7 protein-coding genes are annotated in these 17,929 nt (G+C 62.9%); 1 reads left to right on the plus strand and 6 read right to left on the minus strand.

The features are described 5' to 3' along the window. The first annotated feature begins 129 nt into the window (after positions 1-129). Complete coding sequence (locus P0D84_RS40165; protein ID WP_408347591.1) at positions 130-309, plus strand: hypothetical protein; 180 nt, start codon at positions 130-132, stop codon at positions 307-309. 31 nt (positions 310-340) lie between these two features. On the opposite strand, the gene P0D84_RS40170 is transcribed toward P0D84_RS40165, so the two are convergent. The 6 genes from P0D84_RS40170 to P0D84_RS40195 all read right to left on the minus strand — a co-directional run bounded on the left by P0D84_RS40170 (position 341) and on the right by P0D84_RS40195 (position 17,928). Continuing rightward, entirely contained in the window at positions 341-1,690 is a 1,350-nt protein-coding gene (locus P0D84_RS40170; RefSeq protein WP_408347594.1) for an ATP-binding protein, read from the minus strand. Then, on the minus strand, positions 1,687-4,929 hold the full coding sequence (locus P0D84_RS40175; protein ID WP_408349722.1) for an eCIS core domain-containing protein: 3,243 nt from the start codon (positions 4,927-4,929) through the stop codon (positions 1,687-1,689). The genes P0D84_RS40170 and P0D84_RS40175 overlap by 4 nt, the downstream gene beginning before the upstream one ends. 119 nt (positions 4,930-5,048) lie before the next feature. Further along, positions 5,049-6,473: a contractile injection system tape measure protein gene (locus P0D84_RS40180; RefSeq protein WP_408347597.1), complete on the minus strand. Its 1,425-nt coding sequence runs from the start codon at positions 6,471-6,473 to the stop codon at positions 5,049-5,051. Between the two features lie 31 nt (positions 6,474-6,504). Beyond that, positions 6,505-10,413 (minus strand): PKD domain-containing protein, encoded by a 3,909-nt coding sequence (locus P0D84_RS40185; RefSeq protein WP_408347600.1) that lies wholly within the window; start codon positions 10,411-10,413, stop codon positions 6,505-6,507. 22 nt (positions 10,414-10,435) lie between these two features. Continuing rightward, positions 10,436-14,170: a baseplate wedge protein gene (locus P0D84_RS40190; protein WP_408347603.1), complete on the minus strand. Its 3,735-nt coding sequence runs from the start codon at positions 14,168-14,170 to the stop codon at positions 10,436-10,438. Next, complete coding sequence (locus tag P0D84_RS40195) at positions 14,167-17,928, minus strand: baseplate J/gp47 family protein (protein ID WP_408347606.1); 3,762 nt, start codon at positions 17,926-17,928, stop codon at positions 14,167-14,169. The genes P0D84_RS40190 and P0D84_RS40195 overlap by 4 nt, the downstream gene beginning before the upstream one ends. Position 17,929: the final 1 nt, after the last annotated feature.

Consider the following 17,929-nt stretch of genomic DNA (forward strand, 5'->3'; position numbering starts at 1 on the left):
TCCGAAGGTCGCACCTTGAAGGATTCGGATTCAAGCCTCACGGTCTCCTGCTCGATCATATCGCGCAGTGTTGGAGCAACATCGGTTTTGAGGTCGATCTGCACTTCAGCATCCGAGTCTTCGCGCAGCGTGATAAGTGTCGAGGACCTCGACCATGCGGGCGCGAAGGTGGGTCCGCTCACGATCGATAACATCGATCTGACCGGCTTTCTCAAGCTCGGCACGCCCGCGCTCGCGTATATTGGCTTCACGGGCGGAACGGGCGCGAAGAGCGCCGCGCAGACCATCCTCGACTGGAGCGTGCCTTGATGCGTGGATGGTTCCGCGGACATCTTCGTGCTCAGACGATCTTGCCTTCCTTGACGTACTCGCGCTTGATGGCCGCCTCCAGGCTTTTCAGGTCCACCCGGCGCGAGGCTCGGGCGAGGGCATCGATTGCGCAGAACTGCGTGACGTTGAGAATGCTTGCGCCGGTGAGTTCGTGCCGCGCCGCAATGCGATGCCAGTCGATATCGTCGGCGAGCTCGATCTGCGCGGGGAAGGTCTTGCGCCAGATTTCGTAGCGTTCCTCGGGACGTGGCATCGGAAAGGGGATGATGGCCTGCAGGCGGCGCACGAAGGCATCGTCGATATTCGCGCGCTGGTTGGAGGCGAGAATGACGAGGCCGTTATAGCCTTCGATTCGCTGCAGCAGATAGGCGACTTCCTGATTCGCGTACTTGTCGTGCGCGTCGCGTATGTCGGTGCGCCGGGAGAAGAGGGCGTCGGCTTCATCGAAGAACAGAATCCAGTTCTTGTTCTCGGCCTTGTCGAAGAGGCGGGAGAGATTCTTCTCCGTCTCGCCGATGTACTTCGATATCACGCGCGAAAGATCCACGCGGAATACGTCCTTGCCGGTATGCTTGCCGAGCAGCGTCGCGGTGAGGGTCTTGCCGGTGCCGGGCGGGCCGTAGAACAGCGCGCGATAGCCGGGTTTGATCCTCTTGCGCATGCCCCATTCGTTGAGCAGCGTATCGTTGTGCGTGATCCAATTCTCGATCTCGCGTATCTGCGAGCCGGTGGCAGGATTGAGTATGAGATCGCGCCATTCCATCGCGGTCTCGATGTGCTCGGCGGGGAAGTCGAGACTGAAGGCCGGAGGGCTGACCTTGCCGGTGACGATTTCTTCGACGATTTCGGGGTTGACGAGCAGGCGGCCGCTCATCATGGGCTCGCCTTCGCGCACGGGTTCGAGCCAGAGAATGCGATTGCGCGTTAGCCAGTGGTCGTTCGAGAGGATTCGCCGAACTTCGAGACCTTGCTCAAGATCGTCGCCTGCGAGAACGAATTGCACGGTTTCGCCAGTGGGCAGGACGCCACGATGATGTGTGCCTTTCATCCCGCCGAATTCGAGAAAGTCGGCGCCTTCCGGCAGACATGCGGCGATGAGATTGTCCAGCAATGCAGGTCGGAAATGCGGTGCGAGCGCGAGCATGAGCGTAACGAACTCGTGGAAGCCGGTCTCCTTGCGATTGACAAAGCGCGCTATCCACGAATCGTCGTCCCGGAAGTTCAGCTCTTTCGAAACGTATTGCTCGGTCTTGCCGAAATGGACATTCAGCCTGCCGGCTATGATTTTCGCAAGCCAGTCCAAAGCCAACTCGATGTTGGCTGCATTGGGGTTGGGGGGGCTGGAGTTGGGGAGTGTCATTTTTTCTTGGGGACATCTAGATAAGGCTCCCAACTCGTTTTGGCTAGTTTGGTGAGCGCTGTCACGGGATTCTGAGTCTGTTCATTACCAGGGAGCCGAGTAGGTAAGCGGAGATTACTTACCGTTGAGTTGCCCATTGTCAAAGCCTGGTTATACGCTGCGCGAAACTCTTCCTCAACGTGATCCATGTCTGGATTTATTTCATCCTCCTCAGTGGGAATAACGGTGCCTGGAAAATTATGCTCGAGAGTCGACTGTCCTGGTTTTACTGAAATATTGCCCTTCTTCGTTCTTATGACTTTAGCTTTTTCTCCCAATTTTTTGGGAATCGCACGGTGAATGAATGTGTGAACCTCTTTCTGTAGCCAGATTGCAGACAACTCTTTTCCTTCCTCATTTGCTCTATGACTCTTGGCCTTTTTTTTCAGCTCTTTTCTTAGGTCCTTATCGTCTGCCAGCGCTGCTGCTTCTTCGAGTTTCGATGCGAACCAGGACACCAGGACTTTCACGGGCACGTGGTGGGACTCTCCTATCTTAAGCTCCGGCTTCGTCGATTTCGCGAAATTAGGAGGGTCGGCGGGATGCCCGCTTACCGAAAAGTACCGTTGTCTTTTTGGAATCGTTATCTTTGGCTTGTCCTTAGCAGGATTGATCGAGCCTTCCATATGGACGGTCTCCTGGTCTTCATTCTCACTGTCGATCACCAGGTCGAGAGCCTGCATGTTGTACTTTTTCTTGATCGCGGGAAGCCCCTCCCGGATCTCCTCCTCGCTCGTGTCTGGCTTTTTCTGCAACGTCTCCGCTTCTGTCAAAGCCAGATCCAGATCACGCAGTTTCTGCTCCGGCGTACGTTCATCCGGCTTACTGTCCTTCCCGGAAAACAAACTCGCAAACAACGCCTTCGCCTTCCCAACCACCCAATTCACCGCCACCCCAATCGCCGCATCGACCTTGGCGCGCACCTTCTTCACCACGTCCATGATCTTGTCGGTGACCTTGCCAAGCCCGAGGAAGCCGGCAAGGAAGCTGATCGCGAGCGAAAGCAGCCCCGCCAGCGTGCTCTCCACGCGCTTGGCCGCAGGGCCGATATTGCCCGCCGCGATATTGACGATGGAATCGACGAAAGCGGTCACGACCTCCATGACCTTCTTGATCTTCTCGACGAACACCATGATGGTGTCGTAGATCGAGATGATGGCCGGAATGAAGCCCGCACCCGGAATGAACATGCCGAGGAGCTTCGGAATCGCTTTCTTGACGATGGTATCGGTCACGAAGGAAATGATGCCTTCGATCACCTGATCCTTGAGATCGGCGAGCTTCTCCTTGACGAGATCCCAGACCGCCGCAATGCCGCCCGTCACGAACGCCTTCACGACATCGAAGGCGAGTTCGAGCCCCTGCATGATCTTCTCGCCGCGCGGGCCGAGCGCGGTGACGATCTTGCCGCGCACCTGCGCCCAGGTGATGCCGAGCACACTGAGCGCGAACTTGCCCAGCTCGATTAGACTCCCCGCCTTCGGTATATAAACGCCCTCCAGCGAACCGGTGAGCCAGTCGATGATGCCCGTCTTCAGATGCTCGCCGATACGGTCGGCAAAATTCGTGAAGCCGAGCTTGGCCGCTTTCACCAGATTGCCGAGGAAGGGCATTGGGTTCTGCACGATGCTCTTGAGCGCATCGCCCGTGCGTTGCAGATAGCCCATGAGGCCGGGCTTGACCACGTCGATGACGATCTTGAGCAATTCCCATACGGTCGATAAACCCCAGGTGACGAAATCGACCGCGATGTTGACGAAGGTGCCGACGATCTTCCCGAACGCGCCCGCAAGCGTGGCGATGTCCTGAAAGTTCAGTGCTTCCAAGGTGCCGACGATCTTCATCGGAATGGCGTGCACCATGGCCATCAGGCTGCCGAGCGCATTCTGGAACCACGCGTACGCGCGCGCGATGGCATTGCCCTTCTTGATGTTCTCCCAGACCTCCTCCTGGCCGATCAGCTTCATGAAGCCGCCGATCAGGTTTTCGGCGCCGCGCGGCACAGGTTCGCCCGAGATGGGGTCTTCGCCCAGCAACACGCACAGCAGGTCGTAGCCGCGCGTGCCCTGCGCGAGCGCGGCGAGCGGCTTGAGAATCGCGTCCTTCACCATCTTCAGCAATTCGCCAGCCGTGGACAAGGCGAACTGGATCAGTCTGCCGGCAGGGTCGGCGAAGATATGTTTCGCGCGCGCCCACACGCCGTCGAGGTTGAAGATGTCAGTCCAGCTCAACGAGTCGAGAAAGGTCCGCAGCGCTGCCGAAAGGCCGCCACCGATGTCGCCGAGTTCGGCCAGCTTGCCCTCGACCCACGTCGCCGCCTTCGCGATGACGCCGTGATTGTCCAGCGCCTGCGTGATGAAGACACCGCCCGGTATCAGCTCGATCAGCGCGCGGAGCAGGTTCGCGGCCGAGCGGTCGGCCGTGCGCAGATTGATCGGATTGACGCCCATGATGAGCGTGAGCAGCCGAAAGCCCGGAATCGCGTTGGCCCAGTCGGCGAACTTGTCGAGTGCGTCCTGAACCCCCAGACGCTGCACGGAAGGCGTCGCGCCCGATGTCGAAACCTTGGGCGTGCGCTGGATCGATTGCCCCTGCTGGATGGTGTGCGTCAGTTCGTGAGCAAGCAGTTGTTTGCCGTCGCTCGAATCCGGCTGATACTGATTGCGCGAGAAGAAGATGTGATTCTGGTAGGTGAACGCCCTCGCGCTCAGCCGGTTGCTCAGGTGCGATGCTTCGGCGTCACGATGCACGCGCACACCTTGAAAATCCGCGTTGAAGCGCGGTTCCATGAAACCGCGTACGTCGGCGCCGAGCGGTTCGCCACCGGTCATCCGGCCGCGTATCGCGGACTGCACGTCATTCTGGACCGAAGGCGAGCCGTCGACTCCGGTGGGAGACTGCGCCTTGTGGATGGTCTCGTCCGCCGCGCGCAGGATCTGCTCCTCCGCGCGATGCGGCTCAAGCGCCTGCTGCGCGTTTTCACCGGGTGCGGCGGCGCGAAGAATCTTTTCCTCCTCGCGTCGCTGGATGCGAGGCTCGGCAGCGGCGCGAAGGATTCTTTCCTCTTCGCGTCGCTGAACCTGATCGGCGCGTTCCCGCTGAAGCGTGTTCGCACCGCCGGGCGCGGGCATGCGCATCACGCGCTCCGCAGTCTTGTCCGCTTCCTGCTCGAAGCTGTCGCCGGGACGATTGACCGTCATCTTCGTCTGGACGCGCGCAAAGAACGGCTGTCTGGCCGCGTGCGGACGCGCCGCAGATGCGGTGCCGGATGTCTTCTCGGCCGTGGCTTTCAGGGCGCCCACGCGATGTTTTCCCGGTCTCAGTTACGCCATTCGACCCATAGCAGCCGCGTCATCCACGGCAGCCGGATCGTGCCGATACCCCACGGCAAGTCGTCGAGGAGTATGTCGAACGTCTGCGTCTCGACTTGCAGCAGATCGTCGTCGCCCCGTTTGCTCAGCTTGCCCGGCCGCGTCAGGAACGTGCCGCGCAGCGCATCGGATGAAGCACCGCGCAACGCCGTCCAGTGTCCGATGACGGCCGCTAGCAGATCGCTCGCTTCGGTCGTTTCCGCATCGGTCAGTTCGACGGGCGGCCCGGCCAGCGCATCGACCGGCAGACCGCATAGCAGCTTGGGCAACACGAGCGCGTATTCGGGCGCAGACGTCGCGCCGGTCGCGAGAAAATGCAGCAGCGCCAGCGCGCGATCCGGCTGCACGAGCGCGCCGTCTGCGGCAACGCCGAGCCGCTCGAACAACGCGGGAAGGAACGGATGCAGCAGCGCGATTCCCGCGCAATCGATGAAGAGCGCGTCCTCTGCATCGACACGCGTGTGTGACGTGTCGGATGCTTCGGAGGTCGGCGCAGGCCGCGCGTCACCGTCGGGCTCGGGCAGCGCGGAATCGCCGGTAGTCACGTCCAGCGCCAGGGCAATGTCCGCGAACGCTCGTCGCGCTGCCATGCGCTCGTCGCCGGAGCCTGCATGGTCATCGCGATACGTCGACTGCGCCCATTGCGCGAGGAGTGTCTCCACAGTGACCATCCGGCGCGAGGACAGCATGTCGAGCGCCGCATCGCGCAACTGCGCCGAAACACGCGTCAAGGTGCTGCGCGCATCGACGTGACGGGCCGCTTCGACGAGCAACGTCTGAGAAGCCGAGGCCGCAGGGGGCGAGATGCGTTCGAAGAGCGCATCCACGAAGGCGGCAGAGAATTGCTGCTGCAAACGCGTACGCGCGGCGGGCGCACGCATCAGTTCGATGAAGGCAAAAGACCCGGCGCCCGGCGGCGTCTCCCGCCACGATGCGCCGACTGCCTGCTCAAGCGACTGTCCGGGCGAGAGCCGGAACCACCACGGCAGCGCGCCGGTCGCCAGAAAATGCAGCCATGCCGCGTGCACGGACTGTGGGCCCGTCAGACGCCGCACGACGCCAGGACCCGCTTCGTCACGACTGGCCGACGAGCTCGCGCACGCGCGGATGCGTGCGCCTACGGCTTGCGCTACCGCGTGCACGAAATCGCGCTCGAAGGTTGCGGGCGTGAAGCATCCCGCGTCCACTTCGAGGCGTTCGAGAAACCAGTGCTCGTCGCGCGGCACGGATTGCGCGAAGGCATCGTCGAGCGCGTTCGTAAGCCCTCCGCACAACTCCCCGAGCTTGCGCTGCAGCGCGAAGCCGTCCACTTCGGAACCCACGACGAACAGGTCCACTAATTCACGGCGAACGATATGCGAAATGCTGTCCATGCTGTGCCTCTGTTGTCGCGCGCGGCAACGCCTAGCCCACGTTGACGATCTGCGAACTCGTGGCCGAGCAGCCGTTCGCATTGAAGCCCGTGACGGTCACGAGCTTCGAGCCGGACGTGGCGAACCGGGTCTTGAACTTCGCTCCGTTGCCCATCGGCGGATTGCCGCCCTGGGCTTCCCACAGGAAGGTGATTCCCCCCGGCACCGATGCCGTCACGGTGAAGGTCTGCGTAGCGCCCGCCGCGTTGCCCAGCGCGATCTGCACGGTGAAGTCGGCCTCCGCCGGACAGAGTGCGGACGCTTCGGTCTGCTGACACTTGTCGGTCGAGACGCCATCGAAGGCGGGGACGGTGACTTGCGTGTCGTTTGCACTGATCGTCGTGCCCTCGGGCGTATAAGCCGCGTGCAGGGTGGTCTTGCCCAATGCGAGCGCATAGCCCACGCTGACCTGGATATCGAACTTCAGACACTGGAAATACTCGATCGAAAGCACGCCCAGCCTTCCTGGCGCAGTGGCCTTGTAGGCGAGCGTGAGCCATTGCGGGCCGTCGGCTTCGTTCAGTCCCGGCGTGCTCGCAATGAGCCTGTTGATCTTCGTGAGCCAGCCGTTGACGAGCGCCGGAAATTTGGCCGCCGTGAGCTGATCCTTGGACGACACCTTGATGATCTGCCTGACCTGCGCGCTGAGATCGACTGGATTGCCGGGCGTGGCCTCTACGGTGAAAATGAGGTCGGTCAGTTCGAATGCTTCGTAGGCGTCGGAGGGGTCCGGGTCGGGCAGGAAGAAGCGGAATCCCCGATTGAGCGCAATGCCTGCGCAAGGCAGCGTGCAGGGCGGCGGACACTCGTGCGTGAACTGCGTGGTTGCCGTGCAGCCCAGGCTGTCCGTGACCGTCACCGAAACCGGCGTGCCGCTTTGCGTGGGACCGGCGCGAAGCGTCTTGTCGTCCTGCAGGACACCGCCGCCGATCTGATAAGGCGGCGTGCCGCCGACGATGGGCGCGGTCGTGGTGTAGGCGCCCTGAGCGCACTCGAAGACCGGTTCGCCGATGACGAGCGTCGGCGCCACCGTGACGGTCTGCGGCAGCGTCTCGGAGCCGTCGTTGTCGCGCAGTTTGATCTCGTGATTGCCTGCGGTGAGTTGCAGCGGGCCTGTCAGCGCCTCATAGGCGTTGCCGTCCAGCGCGACGTCGTACGGCGGCGAGCCGCCCTCGGCGCTGATCGACACGGCGGCGTTGCCGTTCGTCGCCGTGCAGCCGACCGTGACCGTGAACGACGGCGGCACTTTCGGCAGCACATACTGGATGCCGGGACTGCCGCCCGAAACGCGATAGGGCAGGAAGAAATCCGCGATCACGATACCGTTCGCCAGCCCATTCACGACCGCATCGATGATGCGCCCGGCGGGATCGGCGTCGTCGCTGCGGCTGATCCCGGGAATGTTCAGCGTCGGGCGCGTGAGCAGGCCGATGAGCAGGTTGATGTCGTCGTTCGCGATCAGATTGCGGTTGGCCGCGATATTGCCGATGGCCTTCATTACCGAGGAGGTTTCCGCCGGATCGGGCGCGGCGGCGGGCTGCACGTCGAGCGCCTGTTGCAGCGCCCGGATGTTGCCGATGCCGGTCATCGTGCGCTGCCGCTGCGGCATGCCGTGATAGACGACGATGAACGTTCCGCCGGGCGGCACCCCCGCCTTGTGCTGGATGCCGGGGTCGCTCTGCAGGAAGGTCGAGATGAACTGGCGCTTCTTCAGCTCGCTCACGCGCGCGGCATATTCGTCATGCACGGCCTTGACTGCGTCGAGCCGGGCATCGAACAGAATGCCTTCACAGATGTCGATGAACGCGTCCTCTGGCAGGAAATTCTTCAGGTCTGGCGTGACGCTCTTGATCGCGTCCGAGCGCAGATAGCGGATCAGGCTCATGAGGTCCTGATACTTGTTCTCGAAGTTCGCATAGTCGAGTGCGTCGAGCGTCGGCGGCACGCTCTCTGCGAGCTTGCTGATGTAGTAGATGGCGACGACGTTCGGATACGCGGTGGCGTCCGGCGCTCGCGTGTTGTTGAAGAGCGTGCAGTAGACGGTCAGCACGACGTTCGGATCGACCGCATTCTGATCGATGTCGAGATAGCCCTGATTCTCGAACTGCGTCAGGTAGAACTCGTACCACGAGCCGACTGTGTTCGGAGCATAGCTGTAGTGCGGCGCGTACTGTTGCAGCAGTGGCAGGCCGGGTGTGCCTGCCTTGAGCGTGAGCCCGGCCACGGGCGCAATGTCCTTGACGTAGAGCTGCATCACGCCTTCCGCGAGAGCGGACATGAGTTCGCCGCGCAGTGCGCCGTAGAGCGCTTCGAGATCCTGAAAGCGCGCGACATCGCTGGCTGGATCGACGGGCTGGGTGTCGTCGTACAGGCCGGTGCGCAGCGCGATGACGTCGATCGGCAGACGATACTGCGAGCGCAGGGTGAGCAGGGACTGCATGACCGCCTGATAGTCCTTGCCGAGATGGCCTTCGATGCGCAGGAAATCGTATGGCTCGATGTCGTAACGCAGCGGATCGGTGACGAAGGCCGGCGCGGGAGGGTTCGCGTACAGGTCGGCGTTGTAGCTGAAGTTCTGGTTGGCGCGGTTGCGGCGCGTCTTCACCGGGCTCCATAGCTGATAGAGCGGCGGCTTGCCGTTCTGCGCGTAGTAATACGGAATGGCCTTGCGTTCGAGTGCATGGTCGTCGCGCGCAATCGTGCTCGGCGTGATGCGGATCTGCGGATCGGTACGCAAGGCGCGGCTCGCTGGCGGCAGTGACGGCGTGTTAGTAAAGGAGACCGTCATTGCCACCAGACGCGCGAAGAGTTGCACGACTTCCGCCGTCTTTTCCGCGCAATCGCCCGTCGCTGGCGACGCCAGGAAACCTTGCCGGTAGCCTGCCGGCTGCGCGACGCCGCCGGGCTTCAGGAGGCCGAGCATCAGATGGCGCGGGAATAGTGCGTCATCCGGACAACAGGCGCAGATCAGGTCGAGGCCGCTCCAGCGAAACTCGTCATAGGCGCGCAGCAGGTCGTCGAAAAGGTCCGCGTAATACTGCAGGAATACGACCTGCGCATTGTTTTCCGGCGCACTGTCGAGAAAGCCGTAGGCCGCGTCGAAGCCGGTGAACGGATCGTTCGGATATTGCGCCGCGAGCAGTGGACGGAACGCGGCGTAGGCCGCGCTCAACGCATCGGCGGTTGCCTGTGCGAGGCCGTCCGTGCGCACCATGTCGAGGAACGCGGTGTACAGATCGTTCGACGTCACGATGGTGGGATCGATCACGCCGAAGCGGCGCAGGCGCAGATCGGGCAAGTTCAGCCGTGCGGACAGCACGGCGTCCAGGTCGGTCGCGGTCAGTCCGCTGCCCAGATTATTGGTCGCCGCGATGATCTTGTCGAGATCGCTTCTTGCGATCAGCAGGCGGCGCACCGTAGCCGTCACCTGCGAGCCTTTGTCGTCGCAGTTGTTCGGGCTGCAGTTGCGCAGCGCGTCCTTCCTCAGTTCGAGAAAGAGGAGCACGGCCTTGTCATCGAGAAAGCCGGCCGGCGTGTCGAGCCGCGTCGTGTTGGGCACGCCGTCCTCGAACAGTTCCCATAGCGCGTACTGGCCCCCCGCAGTGCTGAACGGCGAATAGGCGATATCCGATGGCAGGGTGTACGTGCGGCAGGCGACCAGCGACTCATCCAGCGGCACGACGATCAGATAGCCTTCGGAGGTCACGCCGCAGCCTTTGGTGAGCGCAATCGTGCTGCCCGAAAGACTGATCTCCAGACCACACACGATGCCGATACCGATGAGATGGGAGCGGGTCTGACGCTCTTGCTGATCGAGATAATCGAATACATCGTTCAGATGCTGGCTCATCAGCACCTGATTGGCTTGGAAGACCGGGAAATGATCGAGCAGGCTTTCCATGGCACACCCCGTCATCAGGAGGTTATGAGGCTGAACGACGCGGATAGTTACCCAGAGCGGTGCTGTCGAGCCGAACCGGATTCTGGTCGCTGCCGTCGTCGCAATCGTGCAGCGTCGCCCCTGGCCATGAGTTGTGCAGACCGGCGAGCAGCGTCACCACCGCCCACAGCCACCACGACGGTTCGGCGTACGCCGCGTAACGCTCTTTGAGCAGCGCTTCGATCGTCTGTTGCGTCTGTTGCGCGTTGTCGCCGAAATCCATGCCCGGACACAGCGCGATGTCCGGGGCGGCGAAGGCGGTCAGTTCGCTCAGTGCGTTGCCGGCCCTTACGTTGGCCTGCATCCACGTGTAGAACTGCGTGCCGTAAGCCATCACAATGCCCTGCGCGCAGTCGCACAACTGCGCCTCTGTGACCGTGGTGCTCACGACATTGGCCGCGAGAATGGCCTCTACGCGCTCGACGAGCCGCTCGCCGGTCCAGTCGATCGCGGCGCTGGCCTCGATCCAGTGGCGCCAGGCCCATTCGAAGCGCTCGAACTGCCAGCCGTCGCGCGCGATCTCCACGAAGCGCGCGGTCATCACGCCGCGAATCTGGTCCCACAAGGTCTCGTCGAAAACGGTCGTGCATGCGCCGGCCGTGAACATGGCGACGGCGCCGAATTGCTGCGCGATCTGCGCTTCGAGCGCGTCGGCATGAATGAAGACGAGCTCGCGCCCGGCGTACCAGGCGGCGAAGGCATCGCTGAATGCGTGATGGATCGACAGCGCGCACGTACAGGCATCGGCGGGAGTGGGTGGTGTGCCGTCGGCGGTCTTGCCGCTGGCGATGAGAAGCGCGGCCAGCGTGTCCACGACTTCATCGCACGGATTCTCGACGAAACCGTCATTGCCCACCCAGCAGATTTTCGGCAGCAGATGCGCTGGCGTCTCCTGACGGATGGTGCGCTCGGCGTAGCGGCGCAGATCGAGGTTGTCCGTGTATTGCGGCGTCCAGCCGCGCATGACGTACGTCATGCGGAACGAATAGGGATCTTCGCCTCCGCAGGTCGAGCAGCCGTTGTCGCAACAGGCCGGATACAGCGCATCGCCGATGAACTTCGGCCGCAGCAGCAGGTGCTCGACCACGAGCATCCGTGCGCTCGCGCTCCACGCGAGCAGCGTATCCCGCCGGGTGGCGGCGTCGTCTTGCGTGGCGAACGAATCCGGCGACAAGCCCATCTCCGCGCCCGCCGCATCCGTCAACGACAACGTGTTCGGCCCGTGGAGACCCACCGCGATCTGCCACGCGCCGAACAGGATCATGCGTTCGACGATCAGCTCGTAGGCGTTGCGTTCGGCCTCTGTCTCGCTCGCCGCCGCGACCTTCACCGAACCGTCCAGCCAGTGTTTGCCGAGAGCGTCCATCAAACGATAGCCGACCGTGTATTGGCCCGCACCGGGCGCGCACACGGTCCATTCGAACGCGAGATCGGGATAACCCAGCAAGAGAGCGATGCGTCTCTCGACGCCAGGATTGTTGCCGGGCGCGGCGGGATTCGCGGCATAGTCGAAGGCGCGCGCACGATCGTGGCTGATTTGCGGATAGCGCAGGAGAAACGCGATCTTGCTCGCGATGAGGCTCGGCAACGCCACGGCACGGGCCGCTGTGTCCGTGAGCAAGAGCGCGTACTCGTCGAACTGTTCGCCGAAGCGCGCGAGCAGATGATCGAGAAAGCCGTTGCGGCGCGCGAGGAACTGCGCCGGCGTCTCGGTGAGCGCCTCGACGGCGGCCGTATTGAAGACGGTCGTATCGGCGATATCGTCGAAGCCCTGGATGAGCGTGCCGTCGAGCTCCTTCGAGAAATACGTATGGTCTATCGCGGGATCGAGCGAGAACAGGTCCGCCGTATGCGCCAGTTGCTCAAGCGAGTCGGCGAGCAACTGCTCGAACACCATCAGATAGGCTTTCAGATCGCGTGCCTGCGCACGTCGCGCGGGCGTGGCGTTCGGCGGCAGGCCGTCCGGCCCGATGCCGTAAGCAGCCGGGAAACTGTACTGCACCGGAAAGTATTCGTCGGCATTCGAGAAGTTGCCGGACGGCACCGGCAAGTCGTTCGTCCCTTGCGGATTCTTCGGCCGGTCCGCGTCGCCGCGCAACTGGTTGAGCGTGTCGGTCGCTTCGTCCACGCGCGCCCTGAAGGGCAGGCCGTTCTTGTAGAACAGAAAGCGCGACTGGTTCAGATAGAGCCGCGGTTTATGCCGCGGACTGATCGCGAGCAACCACATGGCGCTGACCTTGAGCGGATCGTAGACCGGCTTTTCGTTCACCCATGTAGGATCGGCTGCGCCGGACACCGTGTTGCCTTCCGCATCGTATTTGGTCATGAGCAGTCGATTGACCGCCAGCACGCCATCGATTTCCATGAGCCGCCTGATGATGTCGGAGCCGCGCAACATGGCGCGCGGCACGGCTGCCGCGAGGTTGTCGTCCTCGATGAAGCCGTTGGCAAGCGCCGGTCCGTTGAAGATCACCTCCGATGGCACGCCCTTGTCCTGCAACTCTTGCAGCGTTCTGAACGGAATCGGCGGATTCATGTACTGCTCGATTGCAAACCAGATCTCGCCCTGCACACGGTCGATGTCGGCATCGGCCGCGACTTCGATATCGGCGCAGACGGCCACTTCCTCGATGCCCACGCTCGTGATGAGGCAGTAGTCTTCGTCGAGATTGCGATACTGCTGAAGCGCGCCTTTCGCGAGTTCCACGGCGTTGTGCGTCGCGATCGCCTTGTGGCGGTAAAGCGCGACGAAGCCATCCGTGCCGGCGTCAGTGAGCAACGCGCGCCAGTCCTGCGTGCTCGCGGCGTCGCGCACGGCGTTGTCGCCCAGTACGCGCAGCGCCGCGTTCGCAATGTCGACGCTCGCGCCGTCGGTCGCGAACGTCACGCGCAGGCTCACGTAGAACACGTCGTTCCATACGCTTGCGATATATGCGTCCTGCTCTTGCGGCGTGGCGAGATCAAACACGTTGTACGTCTTGGTCGCGCCGAGGCGCAGCAAGTCGATCGAAAATTCGCCCGGCTTGTCGAAGGCATCGTCGCGCTGCAGAAAGCGCGCCCACTGATCGCGTTCGAGCAGGTAGATATCGGGAAAGCGCAGTTCCATCACGACAGGATGCGCGCCGGCATCGTCGTGATAAACGGTCGCCGACGTGATCTTGCGGTCGTTGAGGTCACCCTGGTCGGGGTCTTCGTCGAGTTCGAGCAGAACTTCGTAGAGGCCGAGCACCCATGCCTCCTTCGCGGGGTTCGGCGCGGCCGCAGGCTTGCCATACTGCAGCACGAGCGCGCCTTGCGTATCGCAGAACGCCCACCAGCTCACGTCGCACGCGCACTGCTTGCAGATGATCCACGCATCGCGCACGCCGGCCAGATCGATCAGCATGCGCCGCATGTCGTTCACCGTCGAAGGATTGACCGTGAGGATGGTGCGCGCCGTGAAGAATGCCTGATGCGGATAAGGCTGCTCCGGATCGGTGGATGGCTTCGCGGGCATAAGAATGTCCTCGATGCGCCAGCCGATGCGATAGCCGATATCCGTTATCGCATAGCAAAGCGCTTCGAGGATCGTGATGCCGGGATCATGGACGTTGTAGTCGGTCCATTGATCGCTTCCCGCCTTCTGCACGAAACCGATGCCTTCGCGGCGCAGCTCGTAGAAATCCTGCGACGGATCCAGAACGGGCTTCCTGACGAGAGGAGCGACGACGGCGTTCATGCGCCGCACCCGCAACTTTCGGCGAGCGTGCGATCCGGCTCGGCTTCGATGGCCGTGATCGCGTGCGCACCCGCAGGCGCCGACACGAGGATCGACACGGCGTGCGAACCGGCCACCTCATCGAGATCCTCCGTGCCGGGCGGCTGGCACGGGATATCGTGAAACAACTGGAAGTCGGTGACGTAATCCACGTAGGGCTGGTTTTCAACGAAATCGATCAGCGCCGCCTTGCGGATCATGCCGCCGAACGACGGTGCGCCCGAACCGCCGAAGGCCCACGGAGAGAGGAACCGCGTGATCGCCTGCTGAAGCTGCGTGGTGTACCACGCGCGGTCATAGCCGTCGTACAGCTTGAGCTTGAATGCGACGCGCACTTCCTCGAACTGCGGATTCCGGACATGCAATTGCACGAAGCAGCCAGCGCGTGTGCGCACGAAGGCTTCGATGTCGCTCAACAAGCCAAGACTCGTATAGGGCTTGAGCGGGTCGGTCTGCTGTTGCGATTTGAGGTCCGGCAGCGTGACGATGGTGACGTGTCCCGGCGCAAGCTCGCGATAAATGCCGCCGCTGCACGGCGTCGCGCCCTCGCTGTCGGCGGGTTCGTAGCAGGTGTGGTTCAGGCATTTGGCCTTGTAGATGGCGGGAAATGCTTCGAGGATCAGATGCTCGTAATCCCACAGGTCGATGGCGCGATCCTTGTGCCGCAAGCGCTCGCTCACGCGCCGGTAGAAGTCCGCTGGCCGTTCGGCTCCGCGCCCGCCGAACGACGCGAACGGCTGCGCGACGCTCTTCACGTCGGCGTCCGGTGTCGCGAGTTGCGTGACCGTGCCGGGCGGCAGCGGCGTGGCGGAGAAATCCGGCGCATTGCCCTGATCGGAGAAGACGGCCTTCAGCGCTTGTGCCGCTACGAGCTGCAGGCGGCATACCGCATCGCTCGCCTGACTCACGGCGGCGCGAATCCAGAACATTCCAGCGGGCAGGAGCCGGTTGGTGCGGGTCGCATCCCCGGGCACCGCGAACGTCGTGATGCCGGAGCCGAGCAATTCGCTGGTTGCATCGGTGATGGCGTTCTCGGGGAATTCGACCCACCGGTCCGACGCGAGATAGGACCAGTCGATATGCGGGCTGGGCTTCTGCGATAGCGGATTGGCTGTGCCGTCCACGACCTGGAACAGCAGCGAAAGATTCTGCGGCGGCGCAAGCCCGGTGATGCCGATGTACAACTCGGCTTCGCTCGCGACCGGCGCGCCGCCGCGCACGAAGCCGAACGGCGGTAACAGCGGCACGGGCGCGCCATCGCCGAGATACGGATGCTGCTCGGCCGTACCGAACGGCGCGAGATGGAAGAAGCGTCCGGTGCGCGTTTTGAAGGCCAGCGTGGTCGCCGAGTTCAGCGCGAGCGTCGTGTGGGCGGCATAGTTCATCGTGAGCGCGGCGGCGATCGGACCTTGAGGCGGCTTCGGGCCGGGATTGATCTCGCTGTCCTTGCGCAAATACGCGATGAGCGCCAGTTGATATTCGCTCTGGCCGATATCGTCGTCGAGTGAGAGCCTGACGAAGCCGTGGCGGCTCTGCGTGCCGTAAGCCTGATCGGGGTCGAAATCGGGTGCATCGAGCACGGGCAGGTCGAGACTGGCGTCGAGTGCGAACGATGTCGTCATGCCCGAGGCCGGGGCGAGCGAAACCGCCGCGATCTGAGACGGCGTCCAAACGCCCGCGCGAAGAAACTCGATGCCGGCATGCGGCATGGATTTCGTTTGCGCGACCACTTTGCCCTGCTGAATCGCCATCTGCACCATCTGCGTACGTGTCCTTTGCAGGCTCTCCGTGACGGACGACGTTTGCGGATAGACCGTAGGCGCAACCTGCCATGTCAGATCGAGTTCGGCGCTGACGAGGTGCTTCTGGAAAATCTCCTTTGAGCCGATGACGAGACTGCTGCCCGCCACCGCCGAGGAGCCGAATGGCTGGAACGGCTTCGACAGATCGATGGTGCCGAAATCGTTAGCCACTACGAGAGACTTCATGCCGGTGACGCTCACGTCGATGTCGATTGCCGTGATGGTGACGTCTTGCAGCGCGCCGTATGCATAGGTCGCGGCGAAATCTTGAACCAGCGTAGCGACGAGCAGCGGCAGCGTGGTGTCGAAGTCATAGCCATGCGTGGCGGGCGCATAGGGGGCGATGGCGTCATCGGCGCCCGTCAGGTCGATGCGCAGTTCCAGCACGCCGCCGCGTGCGACGAAGCTCGTCGCACGCTTGTCCAGCCACCCCTTCGCGGTCGTCAGGCGGCAGTCGAAACCGGCAGCGAAGGACTGCCCCTCGGATAGCGCCGGTGTGCCTCCGGTCGTCAGGCTCACGACGATGGAGCGCATACCCTCAGCCATCAGCAGATAGTGCGATGCAATGGCGAACCCGATCTGCGCGGGCGGCATGTCGATCTGCGCGAGCGCACCGTTGACGTAGACCTTGTTGAAGAAAGGCTGCCACGACGGATCGGAATCCGGCAGCGGCGCGCCGAGACCATCGGTGGAATTCGCCGCTGGCGCTGCGTAAATGCGACCTTGATCCTGCTGGCCGGGCACCGGCTCGCTGCCATGGCGGTACACCGTCTTCAGCGCCGCGACCACCGCCTTGTTCGCGACGAAATCCGCGGTATTGGCGAAAAACGCGTTCTTGCCCGCGCTATCCTTGCCGGCCTTGAACAGCTCACCGGACGGAAAATCGTGGCTCTGCGTCTGCTTGGCGAGCACCGCGAGCAGATGCACATAGCCCGGCTGCGCGGGCTTCTCCTTGAGCCCGAGAATGGTCCGGTAGTAGAAGTCGAGATGCCGCTGCGTCAGCGTGTTGCCCGCGTTGCGCGCGTGTTCCAGCAATTGCAGGAAGGCGAGATACAGCGCGTAGTGTGGCGCGTGTGCGGAAGAGTTTTCTATCGTATCGACAAGGCTCGATTGCGCCACGCTCACCGTGCGTCCAAACACCTTCAGGAACTGGTCGAACACCGCGCGGAACAGATTGTGGGTCGAGCAGTGGTTGATGCGCGTGAACGGGTCCGGCGCGCCACCCGCACCGTAGACCGTCGCGTCGGCATCGGTGCCGTTCAGGTAGTCGTCCCAGGAACCGGCGCCGCGCCAGTGCGCGGACAGGCCATCGGTGAGCACGTCGGCGAACGCGCGGGCCTTGCGGCGCAGGATCCACAGATCGGGCGACGGCGCCACCGCGTTCACGACGCCCAGCGATTCCCCGCCCTTGTAGTAAGCGACGAGTCGCCTGAACGCAGGCGCGAGTTGCGTGCCGATCAGATTGCGCAAGACGCCTTTGAGGGCGACCGCATCCGGCAGCGACTGCGCGAGCGTGTCCAGCGCCTGCGCCAGCGTGCCGATAGCAGCGTACAGATAGCCGAGACGGTCCTTGAGGGCCTCCGCATCTGTGGCATTGCTCAAATCGTTCAGGTAGTCGAACCAGCCACGCACGGCCTGCCTGTACTGATCGACGTCCTCGGTTGCGGCGACGGCGAGCGGTACGGCGGCGTCGGTTCCGAAGTAGTCGCTCCAGTGTCCCGGCAACACCACGTTGTTCGCGTCGTAGCGCTGCAGCAGTGCGGCATAGCCCTGCGCGAACACGATGCCGTCCGCCACCGTGCGGGCATCGGCCAACGCGGAGTCCGGCGCGAGCGCCGCGTTCGTGCGGTCGTCCTGGCTCGTGCCTTCGCGCACGAGTTTCAGCGCATCGATATTCTGCGAACAATCGTCGGTCATG

Origin of the sequence: Paraburkholderia sp. RL17-337-BIB-A, assembly GCF_046025895.1 — a bacterium.
GTDB classification, from domain to species: domain Bacteria; phylum Pseudomonadota; class Gammaproteobacteria; order Burkholderiales; family Burkholderiaceae; genus Paraburkholderia; species Paraburkholderia fungorum_C.